The following is a 14,493-nucleotide window of genomic DNA, read 5'->3' on the forward strand; positions in this document are numbered from 1 at the left end:
TACTTGGATAACGTAAAGAGCTTGACAGGCGATAACATATGAATTATCTTGAGGGAAGAGAGAAGGGGAGACGGGTGCATCAAATTATCATTTACGTCGATAGGAACGGGAAGTCGCCTCTGCTTGATTACATAGAGTCATTAGAAAATGATGGCAGCAAGGACAGCCGCATCAAGCGCACCAAAATCCGCGCGTATGTGAAGGCTCTTGTGATGAATGGCACACGACTTCCCGAAACATATTGCCAACACCTAGAAGGAGAAATTTGGGAACTGCGGCCCCATAAGGGATCGCATCTTATTTGCAGGCTGGCATGACGGCGCATTTGTCCTGCTCCACAGTTTTGTGAAAAAGAGCCAAAAGACACCGAAGAGAGAAATAGAGCAAGCCAAGCACGAATTGGCGGATTTCAAAGCAAGGGAGGGACAGGCATGAACTGCACCAAAGGCGGATTTCCCATATGGGATGACGATTTCGACCGCGCGCATTATACGGCGGAGGAAATCGCGGAAAGCGATATGCAGGCAGCGCTGATTACGGCACTCGTCAACGCGCGTGAGGAGAAAGGCATCAGTCAGCGTCAACTCGAGGAGTTGACGGGGATCAAACAACCGCAAATCGCGAGAATGGAGCGCGGGGATGCGAACCCGCAGCTTGGCACACTGCTCAAGGTATTGGCGCCGCTTGGGAAAACGCTTGCTATCGTCCCACTTTCCGGTAACCGCATGAGTGTCACGAATTGACATCTAGTGTCACGAATCGACATCTATTGTATATGTAAAAGCCTCCGTATAGGGTGTCCGTACGGAGGCTTTTGATATTGTGTAAATTATGCAGGATTCGGTTCCGGTATCGGTTCGCTCTAGTCGTGCAGCGTCTCAGGCGCGATGTCGATGATGCCGCCCATCCATGTCACGACGCTATAATCGATATAGACGGCGCGATCGTTTATCTCAGCTGCGCATCGACAAACTGCCGGATCTCCGCGTCCATTGCGGCGGATTCGGGCAGCTCGGGCAGGAGGAGCGTCCAGTCGTGCGACATGCGCGGGTAGATGGTAAACTGCACGGGGACGCCCGCGGCCGTCGCGTGTGCCGCGAGGAGCGCCGCGTCATCGAGGAAGAGTTCGTCGCCGCCCGACGTGATCAGCATGGGCGGCAGTCCCGTGAGGTCGGCATAGACGGGGGAGATGTACGGATCGGTGACAGGGGCATCCTTGCGGTAGGACGGACGGGCGACCTCACCGCCGAGGCGGACGTTCTTTTCGCCGAGCACTTGATCCTTCGGGATGTTGTTCATATGCGACGGCAGGTCGCTGCCGAGATAACCCCATGGCGATATGAGGATGGCCGCCTTTGGCAGCGGCATGTTGTTGTTGCGCAGAGAGAGGAGCAGCGCTGCGGCGAGGTTTCCGCCGGCGGAGTCTCCGACGAGCACAATCTGCTGCGGATCGGTTCCCGCTTTTAGAATTGCGCGATATGCGGTCACGGCATCCTCAAGCGCCGCAGGATAGGTGTTCTCCGGGGCGAGGCGGTAGTCCACGGCAAAGAGCGTGCCGGCGTCCGCGAGGTCGCCCTGGTGCAGCCCCCAGTCGAGATACCGACCGTGCAGCCCCCCAATATAGCCGCCGCCATGAAGGAAGAGGACGGTGCGGTCGATGAAGGTCTTGAGCGCGCCGCTCATCGTGTGCCAGTAGACGGGCGTGCCGATGACGATGGTATCCGCCTGCGCTGTCGCCGCAAGAACGTCGGCGAGCCGGTCGTCGTCATAGTGCTGGCCGAGCTGGTAGATTTTGTAGTCGTTCAGAAAGAGCGTGTCGTGCGGAACGCCGGCGAGGAACGCTTCTCCCATCTTGTACGTATTGCCGTTTGGGTCACGGCTTGTGTTGATGAAGAGTACTTTCGTTTTTAGCGCAGGGGGAGCCGACCGGGCATTTGCCGTCGCATGTTGTGCCGGCACATCGGCTTCCTGCGCAGAGCCGCAGCCCGCAGCGCTGAGCAGGAAAACCGCCAACACGAGCAGAGTGAGCATCTTCTTCATGGTGCACGCTCCTTTCGGGGAGTGTTGTGAAAGCTTCTGTATCCATTGTATGACGTGCACCTCGTGCTTTCAATCGTGAAGCGTGGTTTAGCGTGCATAGGCGTATATGTAATATGTTGATCCGCATATCTAATCGAAAATTAGTGATTGCCCCTTAAAATCGTATGCTATAATATTTTCTATTAATTCAGTAATTATTATACCAACAACAGAGTATATTTATCGCCCTAGAAAGGATGAACCGGATGAAACTAAAACACATACGTATTGCGCTCATTCTTATCGCGGTCATCATACTGTCTGTGATCGCCTACCGCTCTTACAGTGCGCAGACAGCACGGACGAATCTCCTCACGGGCACAGTTGAAGCAACGCGCATCGACATCAGTGCGAAGGAGAGCGGAACCATTGAGGAACTGCTGCTCACGGAGGGGATGGAGGTACATCAAGGGGATATTGCTGCACGCATCCGGCGCAATGATCTTATGGCAGCACGGCTGCGGGATGAGGCGGCACTTGCGTATGCACAGGCACATCTCGACCGTGCGGTGCACGGCAGCCGGGCGGAGGATATCTCTGCGGCGGCGGCACGCACGCGGGCGGCACGCGCGGCAGCGGATAAGGCGGCGGCAGACTATGAACGTGGGGCACAGCTCCTCGCGGAGGGAGCGATCGCACCGCAGGCATTCGATGCCCTGCGTGAGGAACGGGAGGCATCCGAGGCAAATCTGCGCGCTGCCGAGCAGCAGGAAGCGCTTCTCAAAAATGGCAGCCGCCCCGAGGATATCCGCATGGCCGCCGAGGATGTGAAGCGACAGCAGGCGATCCTCGCGATCGACGACGCTGCGGTCGACGACCTCACGGTCAGCGTACCCGCGGACGGTGTCGTCCTTACGAAGAACTATGAGCCGGGTGAGTACGTCCGTGCGGGCGCGGCGCTCGCGACCATCATCGACCCGCAGGACGTTTGGGTGAAGGTTTATGTGACGACCGACGTCCTCGGCGATCTGCGCATCGGGGATGCGGCGCTTGTCTACATCGACGGCCGTGCGGAACCGCTCAACGGGACGATCAAGGAGATCAGCGATGCGGCCGAGTACACACTGCGTCAGAGCATCACGAAGGACGAGCGTGCCAATCTTGTCTTTGCGGTTAAGGTCGCGGTGCACAACGAGGACGGCGCGCTGAAGCCGGGCATGCCGGCTGATGTAGATTTGGACTGGCATCATGCAAGATAAAATATCCGAAGGCGCCGTCATCGAGACGCACGACCTCACTCGCGTATTCGGCAGCTATACGGCCGTCGATCGGCTGAACCTTACCGTGCGGCGCGCCTCGATCTTTGGTTTCATTGGGTCGAACGGCTCGGGAAAATCCACCGCGATCCGCATGATCTGCGGGCTGCTCTCCCCGACGCACGGCACAGCGCTCGTCCTCGGCTGCGATACAGCCGTACACCCTGAACGGGTGAAACAGTCGATCGGCTATATGTCGCAGCGCTTCAGTCTCTATGAGAACCTTACGGTGTGGGAGAATATGATGTTCTACGGCGGGCTCTACGGCCTTGCAAAAGAGGAGCGCCGATGCCGCTGCGCGGACGTGCTCGCGCAGATGCAGTTGGTTGAAAAGCGGGACGTCCTCGCAGGCGGGCTCTCGGGCGGGCAGAAGCAGCGTCTTGCGCTCGGCTGTGCGATTCTGCACCGTCCGGCACTGCTCGTCCTTGACGAACCGACGTCTGCCGTCGATCCTACGTCGCGGCGGCTCTTTTGGAACCTGCTCTCGGAGATGGCGGGCGGCGAGGGCACGACTGTCTTTGTCACGACACATTTCATGGACGAGGCGGAACACTGCGATGAGATCGCCTTTTTACAGGCGGGGCGTAAGATTGCCGCGGGTTCGCCCGCCGAGCTCAAGGATGAATTGCCGGCGCGCCTGTTCGTTTTGCCCTATGAGAGCACGGGAGAGGCGGAGGCCGCGCTGCGTGCGGCACATGCGCAGTATGACGAGGTTTATGTGTTCGGACGCCAGGTGCGTGCGCTCATCCCAAGGGGCGCGGAAGTGCCGTCGGAGGTGCAGGCACAGCCCGCAGCACTCTCGATGGAGGATGTCTTCATCTATTACGATCGACAGCAGAGGGGGTGAGGAGATGATGCGCATTGTTGCGCTCCTGCGCAAGGAGCTGATACAGATGCGGCGCGACCCCATGACGATCGGTGTGACCTTCCTCCTGCCGCTCGTCTATCTCATCGTGTTCGGGATGGCAATCAGTACGGATGTGAAGCATCAGTCGACCGTCGTGTTCGACCAGTCGCGGAGTGAGGAGAGCCGCAGTTTCCTTGCGGCCATGACGGCGAGCGGGTATTTTGACCTGCGCTATATCGCCTACAGCTATGAGGAGCTTGATGAGCGGATTCAAAACGGGGATGCGCGCATCGGCATCGTTTTCCCGCCTGATCTCACGGCGGAGGCAAACCGGGGGCGGACGGTGCCGATTCAGGCGATCGTGGACGCTTCCGACTCTATCGGGTCGACCTCTGCGATCGCTGCGCTTACAGGGCTCGGCATACACGTCCGACCCGTTGCCGCGCGCGGCACACCGGCGATCACGCCCGCGTACGATGTGCGCATCCGTGCGTGGTACAACCCGGATGCCGTCACCGCCTACTACATGCTGCCCGCGCTTATGGGCATCATCCTCAGTCTCACGATGGTGCTCATGACCTCAATGGCGATCGTGCGCGAGCGCGAGACAGGCACGCTGGAGCAGCTTCTTGTCACGCCGCTGCATGTGTGGGAGCTGCTCGTTGGAAAGATACTGCCGTACATCGCCCTCGGCTATATCCAGGCAACCGTCTCGATCATCGTTGCGCTTGCTGTGTTCGGCGTGCCGCTGCGCGGCAGCATTCCGCTTCTCTATGCACTCACGACCCTGTTTTTGCTTGCCTCCCTCACGATGGGGCTCATGATCTCCTCACTCGCGCGCAGCCAGTTACAGGCAGGGCTTCTCAGCCTCGCGACCCTCCTGCCCGCCGTTCTCCTCTCGGGATTCATGTTCCCGCGCGATGCCATGCCGGCGATTTTTCAATACATCAGCCTCGCCATCCCCATGACCCACTACATCGAGATCCAGCGCATGATCTTTCTCAAGGGCGGCGGCATCGCCGCGCTCTGGCATCAGACCCTCTTCCTCGCGGGCTTTACACTCCTCTTTTTCGGCGTCGCCGTCCGCAAGTTCAAGCGCTCCGTCGGGTGAGGGCTTGACGAAGCTCCGGGGAAAAGCTATAATGAGCATAGAAAAAGGCGCTGCCGGCAGACGGTCAGCCCCAAACAATCAACTGAGTAAGAACCCCGCCTAGAGCTGGAGACTAGAGGCGGGGATTCTTATGCTCGTAACGCTGCAAAGCAAATTGTAACGAGGAAAACCAACGATAAAAAATCGTAGAGCTCCATAAGCATCGCCCCTCTCTAGGGGCAAGATTCGACCGCCTACCGCTGTGGCAGCGCCTGTACACATTATATCAGTGGAAAGACACGCATGCAACGTGTCTTTTTGTTGTGTGGGAAAACCGCAAAGCGGCGTTCTATAAACGTGCAATAAAATTATCGCAGGGGACTTCCTCCCCGGGGAACGGTACAGGATAGCGTGCTGCTGCCGCACGGTAGTTCCGGTGGTGTGCCTCCCATTCAGAAAGCCCAGTGTTTACAGCACCGCAATCAGCCGGTCGACATCCTCGGCGCGCGTCGCCCAGCTCGTGGCGATGCGCATGACGGTCGTCTCGTCCGAGACCTTCTCCCAGAAATCGATCTGCGCATCGCGTTCGAGGCGTTCCCGCTCCGCAGGGCTCAGCGCGAGGAAGATCTGATTCGTCGGCGTTTCCCATGCGAACCGATAGCCGCGTTCCCGGAGCGCTGTACGGATGCGGTCGGCGCCAGCGATCGCGTGCGCTCCGCAGCGCCGATAGAGATCGTCCGTGAAGAGCGTGTCGAACTGGATGCCGAGCAGGCGCCCCTTTGCGAGCAGGGCGCCGCATTGTTTCACGATGGAGAAGAAATGCGGCACCGTTCCCGGCTGAGGGAAGACGACCGCCTCGCCGATGAGCGCGCCGCACTTCGTCCCGCCGATGTAGAACACATCCGTCAGCCGCGCGATATCCGGGAGCGTCACATCGTTCGCGCCGCAGCCGAGCGCGTACGCCAGGCGCGCGCCGTCGAGGAAGAGCGGCACGCCGTGTGCGCGGCAGATTTCGCTGATGGCGGTCAGCTCCGCGCGCGTGTAGAGTGTCCCGTACTCCGTCGGGTGCGTGACATAGACCATGCCGGGCATCACCATGTGGTCGCGGTTCTCATCGTCCGCATAGGCCGAAAGACACGCAGCGACAGCCTCCGCCGTGAGTTTCCCGTCCACGGCAGGCAGCGCGAGTACCTTGTGCCCGCCGCGCTCGATCGCGCCCGCCTCGTGCAGCGCGATGTGTCCCGTCTCTGCCGCAACGACGCCCTGATAGGGGCGCAGCATCGCCGAAATCACCGTCATGTTCGTCTGCGTCCCGCCTGCGAGGAAGTGGATTTCCGCATCGGGCGCGCCGCACGCTGCACGGATTTTTTCACGCGCCGCCTCGGAAAATTCATCGCAGCCGTAGCCCGCCGCCTGCACCATATTCGTCTCGACGAGACGCTGCAGGATCGTCGGGTGCGCCCCCTCCATATAGTCCGACGTAAAGCCGGGACGATTCGTTTTACTCATTGGTATTCCTCCATTCCATGCGTTGATTATACGGTGCTGCGAAGCAAAACACAATGCTGCGCTGCTCGCTCAGCAAATTCTTACTTAAACTCTATGTGAAAAATTCCGATGATATGATCAAAGGAAGCGAAAAATTTGCAGGAGCGCGAAAGGAGGGAAAACTCACGCGCCGCACAGGGCGCAATGGGAGCGGCGGCAGCCGTGATGAACACGGTAATGTAAATCGCAAAAGCCAACAAAGACCTCTTATCCGATGACCGGATAAGAGGTCTTTTGTACTTATTTAGACGTATGAAGACGCGTATGATGGATACATTAACTTTAACGACATATAAATTATAAATGGTATCATAACATTCTACAAAGCAAGACTTAACCTATATCCCCGATACTATTTACAAGATGCACAGAATAATCGCATCCGTGAAAGGAGGAGACCTTGATGGTACTTGACAAAATTGATGTCGACCGCATTGTATCGCCGGTGAAACCGGTGCAGCGTGTTGCCCAGAAAGGCACTTCGGGCGCATTCGAGGATGCCCTGGAGGATTTTAGGCGCTCTAAGCCTGCGGAAACGAATCATTCCGCCGAGGCGGAGGGCGATGCCGTCTTTACGCGTCTCCTCACGGATGGTTCGGTTCTTGTGCAGGTTTACCGTGGGCAGCAGCTCATATCGGAGACTCACATGCGCGGGGCGAATGCAGCCGCGCAGCGCCGGCTCTTGCGCAGCATTGCGGGATACCCGTACCCGGATACCTCCCCCGGGCGTGCGTCCCTGCTTGCCTCTCGCGCAGCACAGGGCGCAGGCGCCGTTGCCGCACTGGTCAATAGGGCGGTGTAGTGCCGACGATCAAAGACCTCTTGTCCGCTTGCCGGAGAGAGGTCTTTTTGTATACCTGGACATTCGCGCCAATTTTTGATACGATACACGCATATTTTCATTTTTTTGGAGGTATGTGCCATGGAATCCTTTCTTCCCATCCTAAATGCGATCGACTCCTTTCTCTGGGGCGCGCCGCTCATCGTGCTCCTTGTCGGCACGGGCATTCTGCTGACCGTGCGGCTCTCGCTGATCCAGGTCGTCCGTCTGCCGCAGGCGCTGCGCCTGATTCTCCGAGCAAAGAGCCGGGGGCTCGGTGACATATCGAGCTTTAAGGCACTCTGCGTCGCACTCGCCGCGACCATCGGCACGGGCAACATCGTCGGCGTTGCGACGGCGGTGAAGGTCGGCGGCCCCGGCGCGATCTTTTGGATGTGGACGGCGGCGTTCTTCGGCATGGCGACGAAATACGCCGAGGGGCTGCTCGCCGTCAAATACCGCGAAACGGACGCGCGCGGCGAGATCGCGGGCGGCCCCATGTACTACATCCGGCGCGGCATGGGAGAGAAATACCGCCCGCTTGCCGCGTTTTTTGCCGCAGCAACCGTCCTCGTCGCGTTCTTTGGCATCGGCACGTTCCCGCAGGTCAACGCGATCGTGGACTCGGTGGAGCTGTCGTTCGGCGTGCCGCGTCTCTATACGGACATCGCGCTGACGCTCGTCATCGCCGCCATCACCATCGGCGGACTCAAGAGCATCGCGGCAGTCGCGGCGCGCGTCATCCCCTTTATGGCGGCGCTCTACGTCGTCATCTGCCTCGGCATCATCCTTGCACATCTCGGCGAGATCCCCGGCGCGATCGCGCTCATCCTTGATGGTGCCTTTACCGGAACGGCGGCTGCGGGCGGCTTTGCAGGATCGACCGTCATGATGGCGATGAAAAACGGCATCGCGCGCGGCGTATTCTCGAACGAATCGGGACTTGGCTCCGCACCGATCGCGGCGGCTGCGGCAAAGACCAACGAACCCGCCGAGCAGGGACTTGTCTCCATGACAGGCACATTTATTGACACCATCATTATATGCTCTATGACCGGACTGGTTCTTGTACTCACGGGCGCATGGAACGGGGACACGGCGGGCGCCGCCATGACGGGCGCGGCGTTCACGAGCTTTTACGGCGCGGTCGGCGGTGCGCTTCTCACCGTCTCGCTCGCCCTTTTCGCATTTACCACAATTCTCGGCTGGAACTACTACGGCGAGCGCGCCGTCGTCTATCTCGCGGGGCGCGGCGGCATCCTCCCGTACCGCGTCGTCTTTATCGTACTCATCGCGCTCGGCGCATTTCTAAAACTCGAGGCGATCTGGATTCTCGCCGACATCGTGAACGGACTCATGGCGATCCCGAACCTCATCGCCCTGCTCGCCCTCTCGGGCGTCGTCGTCCGCGAGACGCGGAAATACATGGAAAAGCAGGACTGAGCGCGGGCACCGTCGAATCCTATTGAGAAGGAATATGACCGAAATAATCTCATGGGAGGACTGCGCATGAAGATCGTTGTTTTGGACGGATATACGGAGAATCCGGGCGACATCAGCTGGTCGCCCCTCGCGGCGCTCGGCGACCTCACGGTCTACGACCGCACATCGTACGACGAATCGCCGCGCATCCGCGAACGCATCGGCGACGCCGAGATCATCGTCATCAACAAGACGCCGATTAGCCCCGCAACCATGGACGCCTGTCCGAACCTGCGTGCCGTTGCCGTACTCGCTACGGGATACAACACAGTCGACGCTGCCTATGCACGCAAAAAGAATATCGATGTCATGAATGTACCCGGCTACGGTACGGACAATGTAAGTCAGAATGCAATCGCACTCCTCCTCGAGGCGTGCTCGCAGGTCGGGCATCATGACCGCTCCGTCCATGCGGGCGAATGGACGTCCAGCATCGATTTTTGCTATTGGCAGCGTCCCCTCATCGAGGTCAGCGGCAAGACCGCGGGCATCATCGGACTTGGGCGCATCGGCAGAGCCACCGCGCGCGTCCTGCGCGCGCTGAACGTGAACGTCATCGCCTACAGCCGCACCGAGACGGACGAGGGGCGCGCCGTCGCGGACTATGTGCCGCTCGATACGCTCTTTGCGCGCTCTGATTTCATCTTCCTCCACTGCCCGCTGACCCCCGCGACCGAGGGGATCGTCGACGCGGCGGCGATCGCCCGGATGAAGGACGGCGTGATCATCGTCAACAACGGGCGCGGACAGCTCATCGTCGAGCAGGATCTCGCCGCCGCCCTCAGGAGCGGCAAGGTCGCGTGGGCGGCGGTCGACGTCGTATCCGCAGAGCCCATCACCGCGGACAATCCGTTGCTCAACGCCCCACACTGCATCATCAACCCGCACATCGCGTGGGCAACAAAGGAAGCCCGCGAACGCATCATGCAGATCACCGCAGACAACGTGCGATCGTTCATTGAAGGGCATCCGCAGAACGTCGTTAATCGCTGAAAATCCGTATGACGATCCTAAAAAACAGCGTAAAAATTAAAAAGGATCTCGGCAAAAGATAAGAATCCCTCATGGATGTAGAATATATCATAGGGGCATGGGTGATTATTTTTATCTTCGTCGCGCTGTTTGTGCATGGATGCCGCCAACATGAAAAAGGGGCGGCAAGCGGACAGCGCGCAGTTTATTATATGGGAATACTGATCTATGTTTTAGTGCTTGCGGGACTTTTTTCAGTTGCTGTAGCTCGGGAGACCTTTTATTTGGTTTTACATCGAAGGATACAGCGTTTCTCGTATGGATTTTTTCTATAGGAGGCGCGTCTGTTCTTGTCGGGCATACGGCACGAAGATATCTGAAATACCTGGAAGCTACTGCTCCGGACGACCTTCCCGCGATGGATCGTAAGCTGTCCTCCCGCAGGATGTTCGAAGACAGCTTGTATAAAGGTTTTGCATTATTGTGGCTCGGCGGGGTTCTGATCCTTTTGAGTATCGTTCTAAAAATAAGCAGCATTATGATAAGTGGAATTGGGGACTGTAACGAAATAGCGTTTTTCGCACTTTCGTTACAGTCCTTTTCTTATGCAATAAATACAGGGCTTCCGGCTGATATGTACCCAATCTTTGTTTGTAGTATTTCGTTACAGCCCCTTCTTTTTGTTGTGTTACAGCGGTAGGGAGGGATGATGGGCACGGAGGCATACGCCCCGGTACCACCTCGTCTTTATCATGCGCATTGTGCTCGGCGCGTTCCTCAAACTCGAGGCGATTGGGTGTCCGCCGACATCGTCAACGGTTCCGGGGCGATCCTAAACCTCATCGCCCTGCTCGCGCTTTCGGACGTCGTTGTGAGGGAGACACGTGCGTATATGGAGCAGATGGGGCGGTGACGCGCGCTTTTCATGTCGGCACTTTATGTCGGAGCGGCATGCATGAGTGAGGGTACCATTTTTCAATTGACAGTGCCATGATCAAGGGATATTCTGAAGGAAATACCGTATGACCAGGAGCGGGGAGGGAGGTTCCCATGTGGGGAAATATTTTATGTATTCTGCTCGTTGCAGCGGGGACGTTCCTCTATGGTCGGCGGCTGTGCAGGTTCGTCGGCTATTATCGGGAAGGGCGGGTCAGCGGACGGAGGCTCTGTCGTATGGCGGGGCGGCTATACGGTATCGTCATCGTGCTGATTTTAGGCCTTTTGGATCCGCTGATCCGGACGGCGCCCTTTATGCAAACGGGGACGGCGAGAGGAATGCTTGTTTTTTGCATGGGGAGTGTAATTTTTATTGGATCGTATACGGATCGAAGGTATATTCGCTATTTGAAGCGGACGGATATGCATGATCTGCCTCCGATGGATGCGGAACATTATCGTTCCTACGGATATTTAATGCATGGGTTCTGTATATGGCCTATCGGGGGGCTCGTCATGCTGATCGGGATATTGATGGTCGCCGCATCGCTGTAGCTGTTCGTGAGAAAAATGTATCGCCGGGAGGAGGGATGCGCGCTATGTGGATGATTTTTGCGGCGCTTTGGTTATCTTTGTTTCTCGGTATGTCTGTCGGCCTTGGCCGGCTGACGTACCATGCGTGGACGGCGCAGCGGGAGGGGCGTGTCAGCAGGCAGGCGGTATGCTGGCTCATCGGGCAGACGCTTGCCGCGGGGATGTTGGCGCTATGGGGATTTGCCGCCGCTTTTATCCTGCCGCGACATTTAACGGATGTTGGGAGTGGATTGCTTACGTTCTATATAGGATGCACACTCTTAACTAGTTGGTACCCGGGCTGCCGGTATCGGCGCTATCTGAAAGGGCCGGACGTCGGCGCGCTGCCCCCGCCGGACGCACGGCATCGCTCCCTCAGTCTTTGGCTGACGTGCGGCACGTATTGGCTTTGTCCGCTGCCGCTCGGGATGGTCATCGGCGGACTCTATACGTTTTTCACATCGTGAGATCGGCCTCAGCCGAAAAGGATCCACGGCACAAAACCGCTGGCGCACGGATTCTTTTCGACAAATCAGAAAAAATGTTTGATTTTTAGCCGCGTATCGGCTATCATGTGCGTGGAACGTTCCTCGGACAGAGGCGGTGTCTTTCCCCCGAAAGGGGGTGATGGCAATGACTGTATTTGATGCGATAGTTTTACTGGTCGCGGCAACTGGTTACCTGCTCATCATACAAAAGAAATAACCGCCCTTCTCCCAGGTCGAGCGGTTATTTCTCTGTAAATAACGATTCGATTTTGGAAAGATGCCGCCCGGGGGCGTTCTTTCTGTGTCCATTATAGCAGATCGTACCGCTGCCCGCAAGTCCGCCGCAGGAAAAACGATCGTGCCGCGCGGATTCTTTCTATCGCGGCACGGCAGTCTATGTTATAATGGCGTCAATGGCTGCGGTTTAGTCAAAGGAGGCTGCCGTAGAATCTCCTCCCAACATACAAGTCGGCGACCGGTTCTTCAAAAAACTGCTGCTTATGTTTTTAACGGCGATTGCCTTCGCTGCTGTGCTCAATCATTCGTCTGCGGGCAGATACTCGACTACTTCATCTTTATGATGGGGCTGATCTCGATCGGTGCTGTCTTTATCTTTGTCGAATCGCCCGCGCAGGCGCTCGCCTGTACCGATCCTGTTTGGCTGACATGAGATACTATATTAAAAGAGGAAGCGCATATGAGCGAATCAGAAGTATATTTCATGCGCGCGCTGATTGCGGCGGTTGCCATTCTCTCGGGGCGCGCGTTTATTCATGTCCTGTATTGGCATCATAAGGGCGAAGCGAGTACGCCGTTGCTCTTTGTAATGTCGAGTATCTTTTGCGCGGTGATGATGGGGGTGATCCCCTATCTTGTGGATCTGTATTCCGGTATTGTTCTTTCATTTGTACATACAGATTTAGGGGGGAAGGTCTTTGTCTTCTATGTTTGGATGATGAACCTCATCCCGTGCTATGGGATTAGCGTCTATACGCGTTATTGGCGGCGTGTTTTGATTGATGGGCTGCTGCCGCGCGTTGACCGCAAGTACTTTGCGTTCCTATGGCGGTTGGAAATTCTCGCATGGGGCGTTCCCCTTTCGATGTTCGCCCTGCTTTATTTGTTGTGGCTGATCTGCACCGAGCAATTTTAGAGGAGCTATTAGTATTTGATTGGCAGCGTTCAAGTTCGAGTTTTCATGTCTTGGATGTACAATCTAAGTGCAACACAATTTAACAAAGAAAAGGACTCATAACGAGAAAACTCCTGTATGCCCGTGTACCTCGTCGCTGAACATCTCACACTTTATTTTAGCGATATCACAGAGTTTGCAAGACGACGTTCTTCTCCAACCGGCGTTGTATAGTAACGCTGTTCAATTCCGTAGAGAAGCTTTTTGAGAGTATCTTCGTTATGAATGGTAAATTTATTATCTTTATTATCTAATTCAGGACAATAATTTCTTATGTAATTAAAAATAGTAATTGGTTGATATATACTGATATTATTTTGGGGGAAGGGCTTATTCCATAATTATTATAGAGACTTAGCGCTCACGGACCTGAGAAGATTATTTTTGAAGGCTGAACTATCGAGTCAATTGAGTTTATTGCTTGCAGACATTTTTCCTCAACGGAAGATAGGAAACGTGTTTTTCTACAGTCCGCGCTCGCACCCGATGTCCGCCGTGGTGAATCCGCTGAGCGGCATGTAGGTCACGGCGTCGGTGCCGTTGATGTTCATAAAGCCCGGGATGGTGTCGCCGGTGCGGTTGGAGCGAAAACGGACTTTGTTCCGAATCCAGTCGGCGCATTCGCGCGCAACGGCTTTCTGTGTCAACTCGTTGCGGAGTTTCACCTCGAACGCTGTTCCGTAAAGGGAGCGCTCACGTCCGAGGCGCGGAATGTAAAATTCGCGTTTTTCTTTGGGCGCTTTTTCTTTCAAAAATGTGGGCGCAGTGAAGATGAACCGCAGCTCGTCGATGGCGTCAAGCTGCTCCTTGAGGACGCTGTATGCGTAGATGGAGAAACAGGCGGCGGCAATGGACAGCCGATCGCCCTTTTTGATGGTCTGCGCCAAATCATCCTTGACCACGTTTTTGGTGTTGTCAAATAATTCCGGCATCCGCATGGGGGATTCTCCTTCGTGTGTCACTGTATCCGTATAATTTGTATCTTATTTTACAATGCGAGGCAATGATTGTAAAGCTCTATTCCTTGTCCATATCACATATCTGTAATATGAAAATATACGAAAAAAGCCGTCCAACCGGACGGCTTATTATTTCCTATGGAGCGGGCAATGGGAGTCGAACCCACCTCTAAAGCTTGGGAAGCTTTCATTCTACCGATGAACTATGCCCGCGATGTTCTACATGATAGCAGACATCCGGCGTTTTGTCA

At 56.3% G+C, this 14,493-nt stretch carries 17 protein-coding genes, 1 tRNA gene and 1 pseudogene; 14 read left to right on the plus strand and 5 right to left on the minus strand.

Going from position 1 to position 14,493, the window contains the following annotated elements:
- Positions 1 to 38 precede the first annotated feature (38 nt).
- The 3 genes from HMPREF1147_RS12440 to HMPREF1147_RS10515 are packed head-to-tail and all read left to right on the plus strand — an operon-like array spanning position 39 to position 743.
- On the plus strand, positions 39 to 317 hold the full coding sequence (locus HMPREF1147_RS12440) for a hypothetical protein (RefSeq protein ID WP_369791752.1): 279 nt from the start codon (positions 39 to 41) through the stop codon (positions 315 to 317).
- 13 nt (positions 318 to 330) lie between these two features.
- Complete coding sequence (locus HMPREF1147_RS12445; protein ID WP_369791753.1) at positions 331 to 435, plus strand: type II toxin-antitoxin system RelE/ParE family toxin; 105 nt, start codon at positions 331 to 333, stop codon at positions 433 to 435.
- Positions 432 to 743, plus strand: coding sequence for a helix-turn-helix domain-containing protein (locus HMPREF1147_RS10515; protein WP_009439516.1), 312 nt, complete (start codon positions 432 to 434; stop codon positions 741 to 743). Before HMPREF1147_RS12445 ends, HMPREF1147_RS10515 begins: the two co-directional genes overlap by 4 nt.
- A 205-nt stretch (positions 744 to 948) precedes the next feature.
- Here the strand turns inward: HMPREF1147_RS10515 and HMPREF1147_RS11795 are convergent, their stop codons facing one another.
- The gene (locus HMPREF1147_RS11795) at positions 949 to 2,040 is read right to left on the minus strand and encodes an alpha/beta hydrolase fold domain-containing protein (protein WP_009658886.1); all 1,092 of its coding nucleotides are present in this window, start codon (positions 2,038 to 2,040) and stop codon (positions 949 to 951) included.
- Between the two features lie 245 nt (positions 2,041 to 2,285).
- On the opposite strand from HMPREF1147_RS11795, the gene HMPREF1147_RS10530 reads away from it, so the two are divergent.
- The 3 genes from HMPREF1147_RS10530 to HMPREF1147_RS10540 are packed head-to-tail and all read left to right on the plus strand — an operon-like array spanning position 2,286 to position 5,293.
- The gene (locus HMPREF1147_RS10530) at positions 2,286 to 3,278 is read left to right on the plus strand and encodes an HlyD family secretion protein (RefSeq protein ID WP_009658833.1); all 993 of its coding nucleotides are present in this window, start codon (positions 2,286 to 2,288) and stop codon (positions 3,276 to 3,278) included.
- Positions 3,268 to 4,182, plus strand: coding sequence for an ABC transporter ATP-binding protein (locus tag HMPREF1147_RS10535; RefSeq protein WP_009439469.1), 915 nt, complete (start codon positions 3,268 to 3,270; stop codon positions 4,180 to 4,182). The genes HMPREF1147_RS10530 and HMPREF1147_RS10535 overlap by 11 nt, the downstream gene beginning before the upstream one ends.
- A gap of 4 nt (positions 4,183 to 4,186) precedes the next feature.
- Positions 4,187 to 5,293, plus strand: a complete 1,107-nt coding sequence (locus HMPREF1147_RS10540) for an ABC transporter permease (protein WP_009350770.1) — start codon at positions 4,187 to 4,189, stop codon at positions 5,291 to 5,293.
- Positions 5,294 to 5,740: 447 nt separating this feature from the next.
- On the opposite strand, the gene HMPREF1147_RS10545 is transcribed toward HMPREF1147_RS10540, so the two are convergent.
- Together HMPREF1147_RS10545 and HMPREF1147_RS12100 are read right to left on the minus strand one after the other, a co-directional pair.
- On the minus strand, positions 5,741 to 6,781 hold the full coding sequence (locus HMPREF1147_RS10545; protein ID WP_009658819.1) for a low specificity L-threonine aldolase: 1,041 nt from the start codon (positions 6,779 to 6,781) through the stop codon (positions 5,741 to 5,743).
- A gap of 80 nt (positions 6,782 to 6,861) precedes the next feature.
- Complete coding sequence (locus HMPREF1147_RS12100; RefSeq protein WP_009658880.1) at positions 6,862 to 7,017, minus strand: hypothetical protein; 156 nt, start codon at positions 7,015 to 7,017, stop codon at positions 6,862 to 6,864.
- Between the two features lie 206 nt (positions 7,018 to 7,223).
- Here HMPREF1147_RS12100 and HMPREF1147_RS10550 point away from each other — a divergent pair, with 206 nt between their 5' ends.
- The 8 genes and pseudogenes from HMPREF1147_RS10550 to HMPREF1147_RS10580 all read left to right on the plus strand — a co-directional run bounded on the left by HMPREF1147_RS10550 (position 7,224) and on the right by HMPREF1147_RS10580 (position 13,244).
- A complete protein-coding gene (locus HMPREF1147_RS10550) occupies positions 7,224 to 7,622 on the plus strand; it encodes a hypothetical protein (RefSeq protein ID WP_009658816.1) in 399 nt (132 codons plus the stop codon).
- Between the two features lie 120 nt (positions 7,623 to 7,742).
- Entirely contained in the window at positions 7,743 to 9,083 is a 1,341-nt protein-coding gene (locus HMPREF1147_RS10555) for a sodium:alanine symporter family protein (protein ID WP_009658878.1), read from the plus strand.
- 66 nt (positions 9,084 to 9,149) lie between these two features.
- Positions 9,150 to 10,115 carry a D-2-hydroxyacid dehydrogenase gene (locus HMPREF1147_RS10560; RefSeq protein ID WP_009658823.1) on the plus strand — a complete coding sequence of 322 codons (966 nt, stop codon included), beginning with the start codon at positions 9,150 to 9,152 and terminating at the stop codon, positions 10,113 to 10,115.
- 71 nt (positions 10,116 to 10,186) lie between these two features.
- Entirely contained in the window at positions 10,187 to 10,429 is a 243-nt protein-coding gene (locus HMPREF1147_RS12105; RefSeq protein ID WP_156791334.1) for a hypothetical protein, read from the plus strand.
- 399 nt (positions 10,430 to 10,828) lie between these two features.
- Positions 10,829 to 11,007, plus strand: a pseudogene (locus HMPREF1147_RS12110) (alanine:cation symporter family protein); the annotation flags it as partial.
- Between the two features lie 137 nt (positions 11,008 to 11,144).
- Entirely contained in the window at positions 11,145 to 11,585 is a 441-nt protein-coding gene (locus tag HMPREF1147_RS10570; protein ID WP_009658795.1) for a hypothetical protein, read from the plus strand.
- 44 nt (positions 11,586 to 11,629) lie between these two features.
- Complete coding sequence (locus HMPREF1147_RS10575) at positions 11,630 to 12,070, plus strand: hypothetical protein (RefSeq protein ID WP_009439545.1); 441 nt, start codon at positions 11,630 to 11,632, stop codon at positions 12,068 to 12,070.
- Positions 12,071 to 12,788: 718 nt separating this feature from the next.
- Positions 12,789 to 13,244 carry a hypothetical protein gene (locus tag HMPREF1147_RS10580; RefSeq protein WP_009439359.1) on the plus strand — a complete coding sequence of 152 codons (456 nt, stop codon included), beginning with the start codon at positions 12,789 to 12,791 and terminating at the stop codon, positions 13,242 to 13,244.
- A 503-nt stretch (positions 13,245 to 13,747) separates the two neighbouring features.
- Here HMPREF1147_RS10580 and HMPREF1147_RS10585 read toward each other — a convergent pair.
- Together HMPREF1147_RS10585 and HMPREF1147_RS10590 are read right to left on the minus strand one after the other, a co-directional pair.
- Positions 13,748 to 14,221 carry a hypothetical protein gene (locus HMPREF1147_RS10585; RefSeq protein WP_009658888.1) on the minus strand — a complete coding sequence of 158 codons (474 nt, stop codon included), beginning with the start codon at positions 14,219 to 14,221 and terminating at the stop codon, positions 13,748 to 13,750.
- A 160-nt stretch (positions 14,222 to 14,381) separates the two neighbouring features.
- Positions 14,382 to 14,455 (minus strand) — tRNA-Gly (locus HMPREF1147_RS10590).
- Between the last annotated feature and the right edge of the window lie 38 nt (positions 14,456 to 14,493).

This window comes from Selenomonas sp. FOBRC9 (assembly GCF_000287655.1).
Taxonomy (GTDB): Bacteria; Bacillota; Negativicutes; order Selenomonadales; family Selenomonadaceae; genus Centipeda; species Centipeda artemidis.